Source organism: Desulfofundulus sp. TPOSR, from assembly GCF_011393055.1.
Classification (GTDB): domain Bacteria; phylum Bacillota; class Desulfotomaculia; order Desulfotomaculales; family Desulfovirgulaceae; genus Desulfofundulus; species Desulfofundulus kuznetsovii.
Window position 1 is genome coordinate 645,940 of record NZ_JAAOEF010000001.1, and the last position, 19,061, is coordinate 665,000.

The 19,061-nt window shown below is 56.1% G+C and carries 19 protein-coding genes and 2 rRNA genes (1 of these 21 running past the window's edge); all 21 read right to left on the reverse strand.

Going from position 1 to position 19,061, the window contains the following annotated elements:
* Window positions 1–4: 4 nt before the first annotated feature.
* On the reverse strand, window positions 5–727 hold the full coding sequence (gene sigI / locus G7K71_RS03305) for an RNA polymerase sigma-I factor (RefSeq protein WP_166343488.1): 723 nt from the start codon (window positions 725–727) through the stop codon (window positions 5–7).
* 210 nt (window positions 728–937) lie between these two features.
* Window positions 938–1,930, reverse strand: a complete 993-nt coding sequence (locus G7K71_RS03310; RefSeq protein WP_166343490.1) for a cation diffusion facilitator family transporter — start codon at window positions 1,928–1,930, stop codon at window positions 938–940.
* Between the two features lie 340 nt (window positions 1,931–2,270).
* Window positions 2,271–2,999, reverse strand: a complete 729-nt coding sequence (locus G7K71_RS03315; RefSeq protein WP_166343492.1) for a TraR/DksA C4-type zinc finger protein — start codon at window positions 2,997–2,999, stop codon at window positions 2,271–2,273.
* Window positions 3,000–3,052: 53 nt separating this feature from the next.
* The gene (locus tag G7K71_RS03320; RefSeq protein ID WP_166343493.1) at window positions 3,053–3,358 is read right to left on the reverse strand and encodes a DUF5665 domain-containing protein; all 306 of its coding nucleotides are present in this window, start codon (window positions 3,356–3,358) and stop codon (window positions 3,053–3,055) included.
* Window positions 3,359–3,808: 450 nt separating this feature from the next.
* Complete coding sequence (secF, locus tag G7K71_RS03325; RefSeq protein ID WP_166343495.1) at window positions 3,809–4,684, reverse strand: protein translocase subunit SecF; 876 nt, start codon at window positions 4,682–4,684, stop codon at window positions 3,809–3,811.
* A 15-nt stretch (window positions 4,685–4,699) separates the two neighbouring features.
* Entirely contained in the window at window positions 4,700–5,947 is a 1,248-nt protein-coding gene (gene secD / locus G7K71_RS03330; RefSeq protein ID WP_166343497.1) for a protein translocase subunit SecD, read from the reverse strand.
* A gap of 24 nt (window positions 5,948–5,971) precedes the next feature.
* Window positions 5,972–6,631 (reverse strand): HD domain-containing protein, encoded by a 660-nt coding sequence (locus G7K71_RS03335; RefSeq protein ID WP_166343499.1) that lies wholly within the window; start codon window positions 6,629–6,631, stop codon window positions 5,972–5,974.
* Between the two features lie 362 nt (window positions 6,632–6,993).
* Window positions 6,994–7,275: a preprotein translocase subunit YajC gene (gene yajC / locus G7K71_RS03340; protein ID WP_013821797.1), complete on the reverse strand. Its 282-nt coding sequence runs from the start codon at window positions 7,273–7,275 to the stop codon at window positions 6,994–6,996.
* A 75-nt stretch (window positions 7,276–7,350) separates the two neighbouring features.
* Window positions 7,351–8,463, reverse strand: coding sequence for a tRNA guanosine(34) transglycosylase Tgt (tgt, locus tag G7K71_RS03345; protein ID WP_041282765.1), 1,113 nt, complete (start codon window positions 8,461–8,463; stop codon window positions 7,351–7,353).
* Window positions 8,464–8,537: 74 nt separating this feature from the next.
* Window positions 8,538–9,563, reverse strand: a complete 1,026-nt coding sequence (gene queA, locus G7K71_RS03350) for a tRNA preQ1(34) S-adenosylmethionine ribosyltransferase-isomerase QueA (RefSeq protein WP_041283149.1) — start codon at window positions 9,561–9,563, stop codon at window positions 8,538–8,540.
* Window positions 9,564–9,587: 24 nt separating this feature from the next.
* Window positions 9,588–11,060, reverse strand: a complete 1,473-nt coding sequence (locus G7K71_RS03355) for a SpoIID/LytB domain-containing protein (protein WP_166343501.1) — start codon at window positions 11,058–11,060, stop codon at window positions 9,588–9,590.
* 82 nt (window positions 11,061–11,142) lie between these two features.
* On the reverse strand, window positions 11,143–11,361 hold the full coding sequence (locus G7K71_RS03360; protein WP_166343503.1) for a DUF2905 domain-containing protein: 219 nt from the start codon (window positions 11,359–11,361) through the stop codon (window positions 11,143–11,145).
* Complete coding sequence (locus tag G7K71_RS03365) at window positions 11,358–11,918, reverse strand: epoxyqueuosine reductase QueH (RefSeq protein ID WP_166343505.1); 561 nt, start codon at window positions 11,916–11,918, stop codon at window positions 11,358–11,360. Before G7K71_RS03365 ends, G7K71_RS03360 begins: the two co-directional genes overlap by 4 nt.
* A 12-nt stretch (window positions 11,919–11,930) precedes the next feature.
* Window positions 11,931–12,953, reverse strand: coding sequence for a Holliday junction branch migration DNA helicase RuvB (gene ruvB / locus G7K71_RS03370; protein WP_166343507.1), 1,023 nt, complete (start codon window positions 12,951–12,953; stop codon window positions 11,931–11,933).
* Window positions 12,954–12,975: 22 nt separating this feature from the next.
* Entirely contained in the window at window positions 12,976–13,638 is a 663-nt protein-coding gene (ruvA, locus tag G7K71_RS03375) for a Holliday junction branch migration protein RuvA (protein WP_166343509.1), read from the reverse strand.
* Window positions 13,568–14,089, reverse strand: a complete 522-nt coding sequence (gene ruvC / locus G7K71_RS03380; RefSeq protein ID WP_013821789.1) for a crossover junction endodeoxyribonuclease RuvC — start codon at window positions 14,087–14,089, stop codon at window positions 13,568–13,570. Before ruvC ends, ruvA begins: the two co-directional genes overlap by 71 nt.
* A gap of 58 nt (window positions 14,090–14,147) precedes the next feature.
* Window positions 14,148–14,798 (reverse strand): hypothetical protein, encoded by a 651-nt coding sequence (locus G7K71_RS03385; RefSeq protein WP_166343511.1) that lies wholly within the window; start codon window positions 14,796–14,798, stop codon window positions 14,148–14,150.
* Window positions 14,799–14,886: 88 nt separating this feature from the next.
* The gene (locus G7K71_RS03390) at window positions 14,887–15,615 is read right to left on the reverse strand and encodes a YebC/PmpR family DNA-binding transcriptional regulator (RefSeq protein WP_013821787.1); all 729 of its coding nucleotides are present in this window, start codon (window positions 15,613–15,615) and stop codon (window positions 14,887–14,889) included.
* 80 nt (window positions 15,616–15,695) lie between these two features.
* Window positions 15,696–16,418 (reverse strand): NAD(+) synthase, encoded by a 723-nt coding sequence (gene nadE, locus G7K71_RS03395; protein WP_243174549.1) that lies wholly within the window; start codon window positions 16,416–16,418, stop codon window positions 15,696–15,698.
* Window positions 16,419–16,650: 232 nt separating this feature from the next.
* Window positions 16,651–16,766, reverse strand: a 5S ribosomal RNA gene (gene rrf, locus G7K71_RS03400).
* Between the two features lie 44 nt (window positions 16,767–16,810).
* A 23S ribosomal RNA gene (locus tag G7K71_RS03405) occupies window positions 16,811–19,061 on the reverse strand (it continues 976 nt past the right edge of the window).

Consider the following 19,061-nt stretch of genomic DNA (forward strand, 5'->3'; position numbering starts at 1 on the left):
TTCTTCAATCTCCTTTACCGCTGGCTTTAAGATAATAACAAAGGTATAAAAATTCATGGCAGTGGTGCCATAGAAGGGCCATGGCAATGATATATTTACGTCCCCGCTCCAGGGTTTTGCGGTGCACACCGGTCAGCAGGGAAAGCTCTTTTAGGGGTAGTTTTTTTGTTTTCATCAGCTGTTGGAAAAGGGAACTGTCGGCAGCCAGGCGGCGGGAGACATCCAGCAAAACCCGCCGCGCATCGTGATGCTTGGGTGCACAGCGTACCAGTTCGGAAAAGGAGATCTCAAATTCGGCCAGCATCCTGGTATAATCCCTGATCTCTTCTTCCCTTTCCCGGGCTGCCTCCCGGGCAAGGTAATCCTGCCAGGCCAGTGATGATTCAAGGGGGGGTACGGACAGGTCTTCCTGTTCACTGTTCAGTGACCCGGCCATGTGGGCGGACGCCCTGGCTTCCTTGCGCAGGTAATCCGTGATACGACTCTTAATCATGAGCCGGGCAAAAGCTAAAAAGGGTACCTTCCGGTTCTCTTCGTAACGATCAATGGCTTCATTAAAAGTAATGAAGGCAATGCTCAATTCGTCATCAAAACCCCATTCCAGATGCCGGCGGCAAAGCCCGGCAGCGACCCGGGCAATAAAGGGGCGGCATTCGGCCAGCAATTTTTCCCGGGCCGTACCGTCCCCTGCCCTGGCCAGGGCGAGGAGGTGTTCTAAATCCTCCACCGGCTAGCACCATCCTTCAGGCCCCCGTGATTCACCCCCGGTCTGCCCAACGTCTATTACTTTATTACTACGCGGTAACCGCTCTTTTTTGGGGAGCATGGGGGGCTGTGATTCAATGGTAATGATAAAGGGGTGCAGGATTCTCCCTTCACCCCTTTTTTTTCTATTATTCGACCCTGATAGTTTTTTTCCTGCATGGAGGTATCTATTTCAACCATTCCCATTCGTGTCCGGGGGGACTCCTTCCAGGCGCCCGGCGCAGGCGCGACACTCCTCGCATCTGCGTTTTTGGGCGGGGCCTGCCAGGGAGATGTGCACCCGGCAGACATGGCAGTCGCTTGTGCCCGGACGGCAGGGCTCGGTGTGGATAAGTACACTGGCACCGTCCAGCTGCCGGCGAATATCGTCTTCGATGGCGTCACAGAGCTGGTGCACCTGGGAGATGGGACGGTAACCGGGAACTACCAGGTGAAAATCTATGTGACGATCCGGACCCGCCCGGCGGGTACGCAGGTCGTGGAACTGGACAAATTCACCGGCATAGGAGGTGAGAACCTGCCGGATTAACCGTTCTTCATCGTCGGGAAGGCGGGCATCAACAATACTGCCCCAGGAGCCCCGCAGGAGATCATAAGCCGCTTTGAAAATAAACAGGGAAACGGCCAGGGCAATCAGGGGATCCAGGATGTACCAGCCGGTCAGTTGAATGGCCAGCATGGCCATAAACACTCCCGCCGAGGTGTAGACATCGATACGCAGGTGCCAGGCATCGGCTTCCAGGGCCGGGGAACCGGTGCGCCTGGCGGTACGCATCAAAAGGCTGGAGATGACCAGGTTGACGGCTGCCGACAGCCCCATCACCGCCATGCCAAGGCCCAGGTGGTGCACCTCCCGGCCACCCAGGAGTTTGGGAATGGACTGGAGCACGATCATGATCCCGGCAGCGACAATTAACAGCGCTTCAATAATGGCAGCCACATTCTCAAACTTACCGTGACCGTAATTATGCTCGGCATCAGCCGGGCGGGAGGATTGCCGCACCGAGGCATAGGCAATGAGTGCCGCCGTCAGGTCAAGACCTGAGTGCAATGCTTCAGAAATAACTGCTACCGAATTCATGGCCAGACCCACAGCCAATTTGCCGCCGGTGAGCAGGGTATTTGAGATGACCGAAAGCCTGGCAATCTTTACTTTCTCGTCCAAGCCCACCACTCCCATAAAAAACAGACCCGGGGCCATCATCCCGAAACCAGGATTGATGTCCCGCGGGTGTAATTGCTAGCTTCAAGAAGGGCCGGCCTGCTGACTCGTTCCGGTTACATACCGATAGTATAGCACAGTGGTCCTTTTAAGGGCAACGGGGGACAAGAAAATTTGTAAATGTTACAGCGAACCCGGTTGGATGCGGCCCAGCACTCACCCAGTACTCACCGGATCCAGGTACCTGCGTAGAGATTGACTCTGCACATATTTGGCAATCATCCATACCAAAGAACCTCAGTTGCAGTGAGTGCTGGGCCGTTACCCACAGCAGCATTTATACTTAGCCGTACGGAGAACTGTCCTCCTCTTTTTTGCTATGCTCGATGCCCACATCGATGCGTTCGGAGGGTGCGCCTTCGTCGTCATAGCCGCGCCGGTTCTCGTAAATCATACCGTCATCCCCTATCTCGTAGGGGATGTTCTCCACCTCTTCCACATATCCCCGGTCCTCCTCGGCCAGTTCGTTGGGGCCGTAATAAGCACCGGCTTCAGCCTGCCCGGCATGCTCGAAATAGCGTGCCACCTCCTGCCAGGAATCTTCCAGATCATACATAACACTGTCCATATCTTTTTCAAAGCTGATCTGGTAAAGGTCCTTAATGATTTCCTCCTCTACAGGACGGTAGGAGCTAACCGGACGCTTTTCATCCTGCAGGCGGCAGCGATAACAAACGGTAGTGTAGGGAATGGCCTCCAGCCTTTCCGGGTCAATGGCCGCCCCGCAGATGTCGCAGGTGCCGTATGTGCCCCGGTCAAGCCTGGCCAACGCTTCATCAATGGCGCGAATCTTGATTTTGGCATCTTCCCGCAGGGCGAAATCCTTGCTGCGCTCAAACATTTCCGTGCCGATGTCGCCCGGGTTGTTGTCGTAAAGGGACAATTCACCAATGGAATCGGCCATGGAAGTGGCCAGGCCACCCTCGTTGATGCCTTTGATCAGCTCCAGCTGTCTTTGTTTTTCTTCTTCCAGGCGGCGGCGTATCCCCGCCAGTTGTTGTGCATCCACCATAAATCCTCCTGTTCTTTAGCATGGGGCGGTCAGGGTCATTCGGTACCTTTCCCTTAGGGGGGACTACCCAGGCGGCTCTGGACAATGGCCACAATCTCGGCGATGAAGCCCCCGATTACCGGCAGGTTGAGCATTACCAGCCGCTGCAATATCATAATCAGGATGGCCCCCAGCAGGGCAAAACCCACGGCTACACCTACACCCCGGGCCAGGCCGGAAAGAAAATTAACGTAGAGCAGGCGGCCGGGCTGTTCTAAAAGCTGAACATACTCGGCCAGTTTCATCTTTTCCATGTTAATGGACAGCTCGGTGATTTTGTCCCGCAGGGCCTCCAGAATGCGCCTTTCCCTTTCATCCACCGGGGTCAGCCTCCCGTGAACATGGTTTAATTTTAATTTTCCCCGTGCGGTCAATGCTAAACAAAAAAGCGGCGGCATTTTGCCACCGCTTTGTACAACTGCAAGATTACTTTTATTTTAGAGTAAATGTTCAGTGACCCGGCTATGGTACCGCGTTGTCCACGCTCGCTCCGGTGCTCCGCGCTGACAGCACCGCGGCTCGCTTCGGACCGGACTAGCGGCGCTGCAAAGGCGGCATGGCACTTGTACCTTACTGTCATCTTTTTGCCATTTCAGTAAGTTACCTTTTCTAAAGCTACATTTCGGTGCCGCTGGTTTCGCGCCGCAGTCCGGTTACCCTCGCTTTGCCGGGTGCTGTTACCAGCGCTCCGCAAGTCGCTCGCTTTGGACAACGCGGCACCGTGCCGATGGTAGCGGGTTTACTGAACAATTACATTTTAGTGAACCCGCCTAAGCGCGGGCTTCCTTTACTTTGGCCCGCTTTTCCATAAGCTTGAAGTCCACCCACAGGGGGCTGGCATTGAAGATGGAGGAATAGGCACCGCTGACCACGCCAATAAGCATGGCCAGGACAAAGTTGCGGATGGTGCTGCCGCCCAGGAAATAAAGGGCCACCAGCACAAAAACCACCGTCAGCACCGTGTTAATGGACCGGGTCAGGGTTTGCCACAGGCTGGCGTTGACCACATCTTCCAGGCTTTCCCCTTTTTTGCGGGTCAGCATGTTCTCCCGGATGCGGTCGAAAATGACAATGGTGTCGTTTATGGAGTATCCGATAATGGTTAAAAGGGCCGCCACAAAGGCGCTGTCCACCTCAATCCGGAACAGGGAGAAGATACCCGTAACGACCAGGGTATCATGCAGAAGCGCAATAATGGCCGCAATTCCCTGCTTGAACTCAAAACGAATGGTGATGTAAATAACCATCAGCACCGAAGCTATCAACAGGGCCAGGATGGCCTTGGTAGTCAGCTCCCGGCCGATGGTGGGACCCACCGACTCGTTGCGCAACACGGTACTTTTGCCCAGCTTAGAAAGAGCCGCGATCAACTTGTCCGACTCATCCTGCGTCAAATGCCGGGTGCGGATAATGTAATCGGTAGCGCCGCTTTTTTGAATGCCCCGGCTGACCTCCAGTCCCTGGGCGGCCACCACCTGCCGCACCTTTTCCACCGGCACCGGTTCGGCAAAACGGACCTCCAGCAAGTTGCCGCCGGTGAAATCAATGCCAAGATTCAACCCCTGAAGCATAAGGGAGATCAATCCGGGCAGAATAACCGCAATGGATATGGCATACCAGATTTTCCGCAGCTTAATGAAATGCATGTCCTTTGCACCCCCCTATGCCCCATAAGCTTTCGCGTTTCTCACCAGGCCGCTTGCCGCCACCAGGTGCAACAGCCATCGGGTAACGGTGATGGCCGTAAACATGCTGGCCACAATACCGATCCCCAGGGTAATGGCAAAGCCCCGGATGGGACCCGTGCCGAAGAAGTAGAGCACCACGGCAGCAATGAGGGTGGTGGCGTTGGCATCAAAGATGGCAGTAAAAGCCCGCTTGAACCCGGCATCAATGGCCGAGCGCAAACTCTTACCGGTCCGCAACTCCTCCTTCAGGCGCTCGAAGATAATCACGTTGGCATCAACGGCAATACCCAGGGACAACAGGAAGGCGGCGATGCCCGGCAGGGTCATGGTCACATGCAGGCCCACGTAAATGGCCAGGACAATCAGGGCGTAGATCAGCAGGGCAAAATCGGCCACCAGTCCCGGCAGGCGGTAGTACATGACCATGAAGATCAAAATGGCCAGCACACCCACCAGGCCGGCGTGCTTGGACTTATCCAGGGAGTCGGCCCCCAGGGCCGGCCCCACGGCCCGTTTTTCCGCCACCTCCACCTTTACCGGCAGGGCACCGGAACGCAACAGAATGGCAATATTGTGGGCTTCCTCCAGGGACTGGTAACCCCTAATCTGGGCTTTTCCATTGGGAATGGGTTCATCGACAACGGGAGCCTGCAACACCTGCCCGTCCAAAATAATGGCTATGGGTTTGCCTACGTTGGCCGCCGTTGCCTCGGCAAACTTTTTGGCCCCAGCGGCATTAAAGGTGAGATCTACTGTGATCTGCCCCGAAACCGGGTCCTTGGATTCAATGGCATCCTTCAGGTCGGCCCCGGTAACCACCGTTTTGCCGTCCATGGTTTTAAACTCCAGGTAGGCCGTTTTCACCATGGTGCGCACGGCTTCCTCGGGGTCTATCCTGCCCGCAATTTCCACAATCAACCGGTCCCGCCCCTGCTGCTGGATAACCGGTTCCGCCACCCCGAACTGGTCTACGCGGCGCTGAATTACGGCCATCAGCTGTTTCATTGTATCGGGGGTAACCTTCACTTCGGGGGTGTCTTTAGCCTCCAGGACCACATGAACCCCGCCCTGCAGGTCCAGGCCCAGGGTAATGTCTTTAACCAGGGGCAGATATTTCCCCAGATAGGGATTGTTCTTAAAAACCGGCGATACTGCGGCTACTGTGGCCAGGGCCACGATCACCACGATGCCCGCGAGAATAAAAATCTTGTTCCACTTCATGACCAAATCCCCTCTCAAACTGCACTAGAGCAACCTGGAACCGTTTATGATCAGCTCAAAATTACACTTCAAGAAGCTGGCTGCCCGCCGGCAAAGGGTCATCCGGGTCAGGAAGATTTCAAAATACTCCATGACCGGGCAGATATTAATGTCAATGGTGAGATCCATGGTAATGGTGCGTTTTTCCCTATCCACCCAGATAAAGGCATGTTCCACGGCATAGTTTACCCGGTCGTGTATGTCAAAGGTGGCAAAGTCCTGGTTGCGTACCCGGGAACGGTGTACGTCGGACTTGTCGGCCACAATCAGGGCCGCCGCCACATTGTTGACCGGCTGGCCGTACTGCTCCTCGTGGTTGGCGATGGCCGAGATTACCGTGGCTATCTCATCGGGGTGCATGCCCATGCCGTTCAAAATAGAAAAGGCCAGGACCGCCCCGGAAATACCGTGGTCGTTCCTGCTTACCACATTGCCAATGTCGTGCAGGTAACCCGCGATGGCCGCCAGCTCGGCTTCCCTTTCGGGGTAGCCCAGCCGCTCCAGGATGCTGCGGGCAATACTGCTCACCAGGTTTAAATGCCGGTAGCTGTGCTCGGTGAAACCCATTACTCCCAGGTACTCGTTGCCCTTGCGGATGAAGCTGTCCACGATCGGGTTGTTTTTGATATCTTCCAGGGTAACCAAAGAATTCCCATCTCCTTAACTTAAGAACCCTGAGCTGAAAAAAAGCACTTGCCTGCCGTTTGCACGCGCTCGCTCCGGTGAGCCTCGCAGGCCAAACTATCGCTCGACCTCGGGCTCCGGCGGGGTTCCCGGCCCATTCAGCATCCATGTCCTCGGCCCTGCCTCCGCCCTCGGTCTTGCTAAGTTTGGTATCTGCTCGGCTCAATGTCGCTCGCTTCGTGTAAAACGGCGGCCTTTTTCACCCTCTGCTGGTGGCGCTGAAAGCGTCATGGGTATCTATTTGAAACCGCCAGGTATTTTTAACCAATACCATGTTTACGGAGAAAAAGAGTAGGAATGCCTACTCTTCCGGGAAACCAGGTTTATTTTTCCTCTTCTTCCTCCCGTGGCCTTACCTGGGCAACGGCATTTTTCAAGATCTCAATCCGCACATTGTCCGCCACCCGCACCACCAGGGTATCATCCTTTATCTTAACTATGGTACCATAGATACCACCTATCGTCACAATGGGATCATTTACCTTCAGGTTACGGATCATTTCCATGTGCTTTTTCTGCCGTTGCTGCTGGGGGCGAATAAGCAGGAAATAGAGCAGGGCAAACAGGGCTACAATGTAGAGCAACGAAACGACCTGCTGGTTCATATGAAACCTCCTTTCTCCTGACAAGTTATTATTCGTGCTGGAAAGCCAATTCCCTTTTAAGACGGGGAGAAAAATTTAATTTTTGTTCCAGCGGGCCAGAAATGCCTCTTTATACTCGTGGAAATTTCCTTCTAAGATAGCCCGGCGAATGTTCCTCATCAACTCGAGAACAAAATGCAGGTTATGGATGGTGGTCAGGCGTATACCCAGCACTTCGTTGGCCTTGATGAGGTGGCGAATGTAGGCCCGGGTAAAGTGCCGGCAGGCATAACAACCGCACTCCGGATCCAGGGGGCGAAAATCCCGGGCGTACTCGGCATTGCGGACCACCAGTTTCCCGTCACGGGTGAAAACAGTCCCGTTGCGGGCAATGCGGGTAGGCAGAACGCAATCAAACATATCCACCCCCCGGGCCACCCCTTCCAGCAGGCAGTCGGGCGACCCCACGCCCATCAAATAACGGGGCTTCTCCCGGGGCAGCAGGGGAACGGTATAGTCCAGAACCTGATACATGATATCCTTTGGCTCCCCCACACTGAGCCCTCCGATACCGTATCCGGGAAAATCCAGCTCCACCAAATCCTTTATACTTTTTTCCCGCAGGTCCCGGTGCACACCTCCCTGAACAATACCAAACAGGGCCTGGTCCTCCCGCCGCCTGGCTTCTTTACAACGCAGCGCCCAGCGGCTGGTCCGTTCCATGGCTTCCCGGGCTTCTTCATAGGTGCAGGGATAGGGGGCGCACTGGTCAAAGACCATGGCGATGTCCGAACCCAGGGCTTCCTGAACGGCCACCGCCTTTTCCGGGCTGAAAAAGTGCTCGCTGCCGTCTATATGGGAACGAAACCAGACGCCCTCTTCTTCAATACGGCGCAGAGACGCAAGGCTGAAAACCTGAAAGCCGCCGCTGTCGGTGAGAATGGGGCCGGTCCAGCCCATGAAACGGTGCAGCCCCCCGGCCTCCCGGATCAGGCCGGCGCCGGGACGCAGGTACAGGTGATAGGTATTGCTCAAGATCAACCTGCCGCCCAGGTCCCATACTTCATGGGGGGTCATGGTTTTCACCGTGGCCTGGGTACCCACGGGCATAAACACCGGGGTTTCTACGTCCCCTCGAAGGGTATGGAGAACCCCCGCCCGGGCCCCGGTGCGGGCATCTTCCTTGATGATGGAAAAGCTAACGGTCACGGGTCTCTCTACCTCTCTACCGGAATGTCGCCGCAGCGACGATAAAGTCGTCATGAATGTCCCGGCAGCACACGCTAAAGAATCAGCATGGCATCGCCAAAGCTGAAGAAGCGGTAGCGCATTTCCACCGCCGTGCGGTAGGCGTATAAAATTTTCTCCCGGCCCGCAAAGGCACTGACCATCATTAAAAGGGTGGATTTAGGCAGGTGGAAGTTGGTCACCAGGGCGTCCACGGCCTTAAACCGGTAGCCGGGATAGATGAAGATATCCGTCCACCCCGTCCCGGGCCGTATTTGCCCGTCGGTGTCCGCCACCGTTTCCAGGCACCGGGTGGTGGTCGTGCCCACGGCCACCACCCGCCCACCCCGGGCGCGGGCCGCATTTATGGCGCGGGCGGCTTCTTCAGTAACCTCGTAATATTCGGCATGCATGTGGTGCCGGGTGATATCCTGGACCCTCACCGGCCGGAAGGTGCCCAATCCCACGTGCAGCAGTACCCGAACCAGCTGCACACCCCTGGCTTCAATCCTGCCAAGCAGTTCCGTGGTAAAATGCAACCCGGCGGTGGGAGCCGCGGCGGACCCCTCCTGCCGGGCGTAAACTGTCTGATAACGCTCGGGATCTTCCGGGTACTTTTTAATGTAGGGAGGCAGGGGCATCTTGCCCAGCCGGGACAGCACATCCTCAAAGGAAAGGGCAGAGGTAAAGGATATTACACGGCCGCCCGCAGCGGTGACATCCTCGATCAAACCCTCAGCCAGACCATCGCCAAAGACCAGGCGGGTACCGGGCCTCAGCCGCCGCCCCGGACGTACCAGCGCCTCCCAGCGCCGCTCGTCCAGCGGCCTGAGGAGTAGAACCTCCACTTCTGCCCCGCCTTCCGCTTTGCGGCCCGTCAACCGGGCCGGAATGACCCGGGTATCATTGATCACCAGCACATCCGGAGGTGAAAGGTACTCCACGATATCACGGAACAACCGGTGTTCCATGCGGCCATCCTGCCGGAACAACACCATCAACCGGGACTCATCCCTGCGGGGGGCCGGGTCCTGGGCTATTAGTTCCGGCGGCAGCTCGTAATCAAAGTCACTCAACTGCAAGTCCAAAAAACCATCACCCGAACTTCAGGCGCCATAATTGGAAACTATCTGGACACCTGAATAATAGTATTTCAAGATTTCCTGGTAACTATAACCCTGGGAAGCCATGCCAAGGGCGCCGTACTGGGACATGCCCACCCCGTGGCCCCAGCCGCTCCCCCGGAAGGTAACCTTCACTAAACGGGGGTGGCCATCCTGCTGACCCTGAGCGGGTACGACCTGCTCAGCCGACGGGTCCTGCTGCCCCGGCGCTCCGTTGCCTGTCATGATCTTTTCCATGGTAAAACAGGCGCTTTTTAAGCCCAGGGCGCGGCGCACCTCATCGGCTTTTCCTTTAAGGGGATCACGGCCGATTTCGATGGTTAAAGGCTGGCCGTCCAGGCCCAAACCGCTAACCGCAAGGCACTTCACCCGCTGGCCGGTGGAAGTGCGCTCCACTTCTATTAAATCGTAAATTTCACTGAAGCGATACCCCGCCGCGGCCAGTTGCTCCTTGAGCTGCCCGGCGGTGTAAGTTTTGGTCCAGTCGTAATGCTTGTTCTGGGGGTTGCGATCGAACGGGTCCGGCCGGCCGCGCAGGTAATCCACCTGGCTTTTCCAGACGTCCTCACTGTTCTCGGTGTACCCGCCGCTTGAGCTATGAAATACGGCACTGATGGGCCGGCCGCGGTAGGTTGCTACAATTCCCCTGGTTTCATCCACCGCTTTGCTGGTGGCAGGATGCTCCCCATCGTATCCCCGGTATACCTGGCTTGCTTGGGTGGCCAGTACATCAAAGCCCTGGCTCGCGTAGGTCCCCATTTGGGCCAGGACATAACTGCGGGCGGCCACCGCCTGAGCCTTTAACGCTTCCCCGGGCCAGTGGGCAGGCATTTCCGCCGGCACCACCCCGTAAAGGTATTCTTCAATGGGCAGTTGGTTAACCACCGTGATCCCCTTGTCATCCAGGCGGAACTCCATATCGCCCCTGTAGCGGCGGGCCTGATCCCCCTGGTAGAGGGCAACCAGGTTCAGCCCCCCGGCAGGGGCAATTTTTTTCATTTGCCCCCCGGCACCCATTACGCTGACGCCCGCCAGATTATTGAGCACGACCTTCTTGCCGTTTGCCCCCAGGGCGTGCAGGCCGCCCTCCCGCTCTATTTGTTTTCCTGTCCCCGAAAGAACGTCCACCTGAAATACCTTGCCCCGCAACCTTAAAGGTCCTTTAAAGCTGCCAATCCGGGTGCCATCCCTGTACAATTCCAGGCCCTCTGGAGAATAGCACACCTCCCAGCGCTGGCCGGGAACAACTTCAGATATAATCTTACTGGTATCATAATCAACCAGTTGATAATTTCCCGTTACTGAAAACGCAACCTGACTGGCCTGCTGTACCAGGCCGACCCGGACGTCATGAGGTGCCACCACGACCTCCCCCAATGCAGGCAAAGCGGGATAACCCAGCAGGGCCAGCAGTCCTAAAAGAAGGATAATTGAACTCAAGCTCTTTTTAAACACTAAACATTAACCTCCTGGATGTAAAATTACCCCCACCCAGGTAATTTCGACGCATTTCTCCCAGTTTCCTGCCATTCAGGAGCTAACGTCGAAAAATCAGGTTTAGAATTATCGTGAGGATAAGGCTCAAGATAATGGAAGTAACAAGGGGGAAGTAAAAGGTAAAATTGCCTTTCTGGATAAAGATGTCTCCCGGGAGACGGCCCAGGTGGAAGAGCCTCTCCGATGCCATGAGCAGGCCGCCGACGACCAGCAGGAAAATACCCATCAGGGCGATCATTTTACCCAAGCCGTACATCATTTCTCTTCACCTGCACCTTCTCTTCTGGAAGAACGGTAGTAGCGCTCCTTTTCACTATATATGCACCCGCAATACTGCTGGCGATACATACCCAGCTCTTTGGAGCGGGCCACCGCTTCCTTGAAACCGGGACGGAAATCGACATAGTAAAAGGGGATCCCTAATTCCTCACCTACGGCCTCGCCAATTTCCCGGAGCAGGTCGTGTTTTTGAAAGGGGCTGACCAGCAGGGTGGTAGTAAAGGCATCAAAACCCCCCCGCCTGGCCACCCGGGCCGCCTGCCGCAAACGCAGGGCGTAACAGAACTGGCAGCGCCGTGCTTCCCGGTAAACGACCATCTGCAGAAATTGTTCCAGGGGGTAATCGTCGTCGAAAATTACGGGGAGTTCCTGTTCCCGGGCGTATTTTTCCAGCGTTTCCCTGCGCTTTTGCCACTCGGTATAGGGGTGGATGTTGGGGTTGAAAAAATAGCCGTGGACTATATGCCCCTCATTACGCAGGTAGTCCAGGGGATAGATGGTGCAGGGGCCACAGCAGGTATGCAGCAGTATTTTCATTGGACATCACCTTTACCACAGGCTGGCTTGAACAGGATCTCGTTTTAAAGGTAAGCCAAGGTGTTTGTAGGCCGCAGGGGTGGCCACCCGCCCCCGGGGTGTACGGGCCAGGAGCCCTATCTGCAAAAGGTAGGGTTCAAAAACATCCTCCAGGGTACCCGCTTCTTCCCCGGCAGCTGCCGCCAGGGTATCCAGGCCTACAGGCCCGCCGTTAAACTTCTCTATAATTATGTGCAGGAGGCGCCGGTCAGTATGATCCAGGCCCAGGGGGTCCACCTCCAGAAACTGCAGCGCCTTCACAGCTACTGCCCGGGTGATTATGCCTCCGGCCCGGACCTGGGCGTAATCCCGCACCCGTTTTAATAGACGATTGGCCACCCGGGGTGTTCCCCGGGAGCGCCGGGCAATTTCTAAAGCCCCCTCCGCTTCTATGGGAATCCCGAGAATATGGGCCGAACGGGAGATAATCTGCACCAGATCGTTGACCTCGTAATATTCCAGCCGGCAAATTACTCCAAAGCGGTCCCGCAGGGGAGATGTAAGCAGGCCGGCCCGGGTGGTGGCGCCAATCAAGGTAAACCGGGGCAGCTCCAGGCGCAGGGAACGGGCCCCCGGTCCTTTACCAATGACAATATCCAGGGCAAAGTCCTCCATGGCCGGGTACAGTATTTCCTCCACCGGTCGGCTCAGGCGGTGGACTTCGTCAATAAACAACACATCTCCCAGGGAGAGGTTGGTCAGAATGGCTGCCAGGTCACCGGGGCGTTCCACGGCCGGACCCGATGTGACCCGGATGCCTACCCCCAGCTCGCTGGCGATGATGCCGGCCAGGGTGGTCTTACCCAGGCCAGGGGGACCAAACAAAAGCACGTGATCCAGCACTTCCCCCCGCTCCTTGGCCGCGCTTATAAAAATGGACAGGCTTTCCTTAATTTTTTCCTGGCCGATAAAATCCTGCAACCGCCGTGGCCGCAGGGTGTGTTCGCCTTCCCCGTCCTCCGACCGAAAGGCGGCGGAAAGCAGCCTTTCTTCCAAGGGTAAACACCCCCATCACCGGTCAAGCGTTTTTTTGCCGGCCCAGCCACTGGAGGGCGGACCGCAGCAACTCTTCGGTAGAACCGGAAGCGGCCTGCTGGCGGACCTGCCGCACGGCCCGGCGGGCCTCCATCTGGGCGTAACCCAAAGCCACCAGGGCAGCTACGGCTTCCCCCTCGTTCCCCGGAGTACCTGTTTCACCTGTATCATCTGTACCGTCAGCCTCGAAAACCATGTCTGCCAGCTTGTCCTTCAACTCCAGGATAATGCGCCGGGCCGTTTTTTTACCTATCCCGGGAACGGCTGTAAGAATGTTTTCATTTTCCTCCACCACCGCCCGGCGCAAAGTGCCGGGGGTTACCGTAGAGAGAATAGCCAGGGCCGCCCGGGGGCCTACTCCGGCCACATTTAACAGACTGCGAAAGGTTTCCAGCTCCACCCGGCTGGAAAAACCAAAGAGGGCCGGCCCGTCTTCCCGCCAGATTAAATGGGTATGCAGGCGCACCGGCTGCCCTTTTGGCGGTAGAAGGCTCACCATGGATAGGGGTACCCGCACCAGGTACCCTACCCCATGGACATCCACAATAATGCCATCCTCCTGTATTTCCAACAGATTACCACTGAGAAAGGCAATCATGCCATGGGTTTCCTCCCTTTGTCCCTTGACAACCAAGGCGGTGGGCATGACAGATGGCCACCGCCAGGGCATCTGCCACATCATCGGGGCGGGGGATTTCGGGCAGGCATAAGAGGGCCCGCACCATGTACTGGACCTGTTCCTTGGCCGCCCGGCCGTAACCAACCACGGCCTGTTTAACCTCCAGGGGGGTATATTCGGCTACTGTTAGACCGGCATTTACGGCTGCCAGGAGGGCCACTCCCCTGGCCTGTCCCACGGCCAGGGCTGTGCGGGCATTTTTATTAAAAAAAAGTTCTTCCACGGCAAATTGTTGGGGTTGATAGAGTTTAAGCACCAGTTCCAGCTGCCGGTAAAGATGCTGCAGCCGAAAAGGCATAGGCAGGCCGGCTTGTGTTGTAATGCAGTCGTAGGCTACCACCGTCAGCCGGTTTCCCTGCAGTTCGATTATGCCATAGCCGGTGATGGCCGTGCCCGGATCGACACCAATAACCCGCATAGAACTCTCTCCTCCTCTAAAAAATTCCACACCACCCGCCCGGGCTCCTGCCACCAAATCAAAAATCAAGCCCGGGATTAGTCCCGGACTCCGTTGCCTCATCCAGGTTTTCCAGCATGGCGTTTACTGCCTGCTCAGAAGGAAACTCCAGTTCCGCCCGCAAAATAGCCTGGGTTTCCGGATCCTGGCGGTTAAAATCGCCCGCCTTGTGCAATTTCAACTGTAAATCGGGATGAAGGGTGGCTACGGGCATATTTTTTTCTATCCGGAGCAGTTTTTCATCATAACCCAGGGGTCCCTCAAATACGGCCAGGTAGCCCTCGTGAACACCCAGGTGCCGGTAGTTCTTGTGTTCCGGGCAGAAATCCTTGACCTGCTGCCTTAATATTAACATCCTGCCCTGCTCTTCCATGCTCCAGCCCTCAGCCGAGGGATAACGCCTGGCCAGGTCTTCCCGGTCCAACCCGAGCAGTTCCCGGGGAGCACGACCCAAAAAGACAATGTGGATGTCACCGCAAAGATATTCTCTTTCTTCCTGGACAAAAGTGTCGCTTTTCACCGGCAGAATAGATTGGTCGCCGGAGTCAAAGACAGCCAGGCCAGGCTTGATGGAGGGTTCCCCCAGGAGGTTCAAGCCCAGGTAGACAGTTATGGCTACCCCAAGCATCATCAACAAGCCCGCGAAGGCATAGAGTAACCTTTTAAACATGGTTCCGGACACTCCTTAAAACTGCAATTCGTTACCGACCATATTATTGCCACTTTTTGCCGGAACCATACTTCTCCAGGTTTATTCCCTAGTAATCCTCCAGTTCAAAGTTGGCGTACACTTCCTGAATATCGTCGTGATCTTCAAGGGCTTCCATCAAACGCATCATTTGTTCCGCCTCTTGGCCGGCAAGCTTAACCGTGCTCTGGGGCACCATGGTTACCTGCGCCTCGGCAATGGGGATACCTTTTTCCACCAGGACCTGGCGCACCTTTTCGAAATCCTCGGGAGCGGTGATGATTTCAAACTCGTCCTCTTCAGTTTTCATGTCTTCGGCCCCTGCCTCCAGAGCGGTGAGCATTAACTCATCCTCATCCAGGCCATCTTTTTCTACTACGATAACGCCCTTTTTGGAAAACATCCACGAGACGCAGCCCGCTTCACCCAGATTACCGCCGTGACGGGAGAAAAGATGCCGGATCTCCCCGGCGGTGCGGTTCCGGTTATCGGTCATGATCTCCATCATAACCGCCACCCCACCGGGACCGTAGCCCTCGTAAATCAGTTCCTCGTAGTTGGCCGCGCCCAGTTCACCGGTGCCTTTCTGGATGGCCCGTTGAATATTCTCATTGGGAATATTGGCTTCCTTAGCCCGCTGTATTGCCGCTTTCAGCCTGGGGTTGGCGTCTGGATCTCCGCCTCCCAGACGAGCCGCCACGATAATTTCCCTGGACAAGCGGGTAAATAGTTTGCCCCTCTGGGCATCCACCTTGGCCTTTTTCCGTTTGATGGTTGACCATTTGGAATGACCGGACATCTCTCACAACCTCCTTCCCCACCCAAAAGCGCCGGGGTAATTTCGCATAACCACTTGGGCGGCGGTATCTATGAGGAAGGCTAAAAAGGTGGCAGGGCTGGCATCTGCTTTTTGTGGGCGTTTTTAGCCGCCAGGCACTTGACTACTTCCCTTACCCGGTCGTCAGCCTTACCGGTGAGGATAAATTCATCCAGTTCCTGGTATGTTATGCCCATCTCCGCCTCGTCGTTTTGCCCGGCCCACAGACCGGCAGAAGGGGGTTTTTCTATAATACGCCGCGGTATGCCGAGGTATTCAGCCAGCTCATAAACCTGGCGCTTGACGAGGTTGCCAATGGGCAAAAGGTCCACGCCGCCGTCACCATACTTGGTGAAATAACCGACGGTTATTTCACTGCGGTTGCCCGTTCCGGCAACCAGATATTGCAGCCGGGAAGCATAAAAATAAAGCGTGATCATGCGCAGCCTTGGCTTGATGTTGATAATGGAAAGATCCTTTTTCTCCACGTTGCAATCTTCACCGGTCAAAAGGCGAACCAGAAGGGCAAAGGGCTCGTCCAGCACGATTTCTTTAAAAGGAATATCAAAGGTCCTGGCCACCAGCCTGGCGTCCTCCGCATCCTGGGAATTGCTGTAGCAGGGCATGATTACCCCCAGGACGCTATCCGGGCAGGCCCGCTTGCATAATACAGCCGTAACAGCGGAATCAATACCGCCGCTTAAACCTACCACATAACCCCGGGCGCCCCTTGCGGTGACCTGTTCTTTAAGCCATTCGGTTAACCGCTGCGCGAGCAGATGCAAACCCAATCCCCCCGTTATAAAAATCTTAGTTTTTATCATATCACGCGGGTTTGGATAAAGCAATTATCCTGTGATTTGAGGCATGCCATTCTTTGCCATACGATGTATGCAGAAGCTTTTTCCTTCCCGGAACTTAAGGGTATTTTAACATCATGACCCGACGTCAAACCGGTGTCGGTTCTTAATACATGCAAATACCCCCGGGTTACAGACCGGGGGTATGAAAAATACTTTCCGGCAGCGACCTACTCTCCCAGGGGTTGGCCCCCAAGTACCATCGGCCCTGGAGGGCTTAACTTCCGTGTTCGGGATGGGAACGGGTGTTTCCCCTCCGGTATAGCCACCGGAAATTTTTTATTCCCTCAAAACTTCACAGCGGAGTTTCGTTCGTCCAGGTCAAGCCCTCGACCTATTAGTACCGGTCCGCTCAACCGGTTACCCGGCTTACACGCCCGGCCTATCTACCTGGTAGTCTTCCAGGGGTCTTACCCCAGCACTCAACTGAGCGTGCCAATCTCTCCTTAAGTGGATTGGCCTGACAAGCTCAGTTGAGTGCTGGGTGGGAAACCTTATCTTGAGGAGGGCTTCGCGCTTAGATGCTTTCAGCGCTTATCCCCACCAGACTTGGGTACCCAGCGCTGCCCCTGGCGGGACAACTGGTACGCCAGCGGTCTGTCCATCCCGGTCCTCTCGTACTAGGGACAGCTCCTCTCAAGTTTCCTGCGCCTGCGACGGATAGGGACCGAACTGTCTCACGACGTTCTGAACCCAGCTCACGTACCGCTTTAATGGGCGAACAGCCCAACCCTTGGGACCTACTCCAGCCCCAGGATGCGATGAGCCGACATCGAGGTGCCAAACCTCCCCGTCGATGTGAACTCTTGGGGGAGATAAGCCTGTTATCCCCGGGGTAGCTTTTATCCGTTGAGCGACGGCGCTTCCACTCGCTACCGCCGGATCACTAAGCCCGACTTTCGTCCCAGCTCGACCGGTCAGTCTCGCTGTCAAGCTCCCTTCTGCCTTTGCACTCTTACGCGCGATTTCCAACCGCGCTGAGGGAACCTTTGGGCGCCTCCGTTACCTTTTAGGAGGCGACCGCCCCAGTCAAACTGCCCACCTGACACTGTCCATGTACCGGCTCCACGGTACCCTGTTAGAACTCCAATACCACAAGGGTGGTATCCCAAGGTCGGCTCCACCAGGGCTGGCGCCCCGGCTTCCCTGCCTCCCACCTATCCTGTACATGCAATACCGAAGTCCAATGTCAGGCTGCAGTAAAGCTCCACGGGGTCTTTCTGTCCCGTCGCAGGTAACCCGCATCTTCACGGGTACTACAAGTTCGCCGAGCCCCTCGTTGAGACAGCGCCCAAGTCGTTACGCCTTTCGTGCGGGTCGGAACTTACCCGACAAGGAATTTCGCTACCTTAGGACCGTTATAGTTACGGCCGCCGTTTACTGGGGCTTCGGTTCAGAGCTTCTCCTCTCGGATAACCCTTCCCCTTAACCTTCCAGCACCGGGCAGGCGTCAGCCCCTATACTTCATCTTTCGATTTCGCAGGGACCTGTGTTTTTGGTAAACAGTCGCTTGGGCCTCTTCTCTGCGGCCCCCTCGCGCTCCAGCAGTTCATACCTTCACGCTACCGGGGCACCCCTTCTCCCGAAGTTACGGGGTCAGTTTGCCGAGTTCCTTAACGAGGGTTCTCTCGCGCGCCTGAGGATTCTCTCCTCGCCTACCTGTGTCGGTTTGCGGTACGGGCACCGGTATTCCTCGTTAGAGGTTTTTCTCGGCAGTTTGGGTTCAGCCACTTCGGTACTTTTATTTCCCTCCCCATCACCTCTCGGGCTTTTGAGTGGGACGGATTTGCCTGTCCCACACCCTACCGGCTTGGACGCGCCTTTCCAGCCGCGCGCTTGGCCTACCCTCCTGCGTCACCCCATCCTCAATCGGCCTACCGGTGGCATCGGATTGTCAACCGATTCCCCATCACCTACGCCTTTCGGCCTCGGCTTAGGCCCCGGCTTACCCTGGGCGGACGAGCCTTCCCCAGGAACCCTTAGGCTTTCGGCGGGCAGGATTCTCACCTGCCTTTTCGCTTACTTATACCGGCATTCTCACTTCCCACCAGTCCACCACACCTCCCAGTGTGACTTCTACCCGGTGGGAACGCTCCCCTACCACCTGAGAGGTGAGATGTGAGAAGTGAGATGTGAGAATCGTTATTCCCACTTCCAACCTCTCACCTCTCACCTCTCAGATCCGCGGCTTCGGTGCGGTGCTTGAGCCCCGTTTCATTTTCGGCGCAGGGCCACTTGACCAGTGAGCTATTACGCACTCTTTGAATGATGGCTGCTTCTAAGCCAACATCCTGGTTGTCTTCGCAGCCCCACATCCTTCCCCACTTAGCACCGCTTCGGGACCTTAGCCGGCGGTCCGGGCTGTTCCCCTCTCGACTACGGATCTTAGCACTCGTAGTCTGACTCCCATACATCAAGTAACCGGCATTCGTAGTTTGATTGGGTTCGGTAACCCGCGAAGGCCCCTAGCCCAGTCAGTGCTCTACCTCCGGTACTCTCGTATGAGGCTAGCCCTAAAGCTATTTCGGGGAGAACCAGCTATTTCCGGGTTCGATTGGCATTTCACCC

Coding starts and splice junctions, on each gene's coding strand:
- secD (WP_166343497.1), bottom strand. CDS start 5,947: ATGAAGTGGAACAAGATTTTTATTCTCGCGGGCATCGTGGTGATCGTG.
- G7K71_RS03360 (WP_166343503.1), bottom strand. CDS start 11,361: ATGATGTACGGCTTGGGTAAAATGATCGCCCTGATGGGTATTTTCCTG.
- secF (WP_166343495.1), bottom strand. CDS start 4,684: ATGCATTTCATTAAGCTGCGGAAAATCTGGTATGCCATATCCATTGCG.
- ruvC (WP_013821789.1), bottom strand. CDS start 14,089: ATGCGGGTTATTGGTGTCGATCCGGGCACGGCCATCACCGGCTATGGC.
- G7K71_RS03315 (WP_166343492.1), bottom strand. CDS start 2,999: ATGGTGGATGCACAACAACTGGCGGGGATACGCCGCCGCCTGGAAGAA.
- yajC (WP_013821797.1), bottom strand. CDS start 7,275: ATGAACCAGCAGGTCGTTTCGTTGCTCTACATTGTAGCCCTGTTTGCC.
- G7K71_RS03385 (WP_166343511.1), bottom strand. CDS start 14,798: ATGTTTAAAAGGTTACTCTATGCCTTCGCGGGCTTGTTGATGATGCTT.
- ruvA (WP_166343509.1), bottom strand. CDS start 13,638: ATGCCCACCGCCTTGGTTGTCAAGGGACAAAGGGAGGAAACCCATGGC.
- G7K71_RS03390 (WP_013821787.1), bottom strand. CDS start 15,615: ATGTCCGGTCATTCCAAATGGTCAACCATCAAACGGAAAAAGGCCAAG.
- G7K71_RS03365 (WP_166343505.1), bottom strand. CDS start 11,918: ATGAAAATACTGCTGCATACCTGCTGTGGCCCCTGCACCATCTATCCC.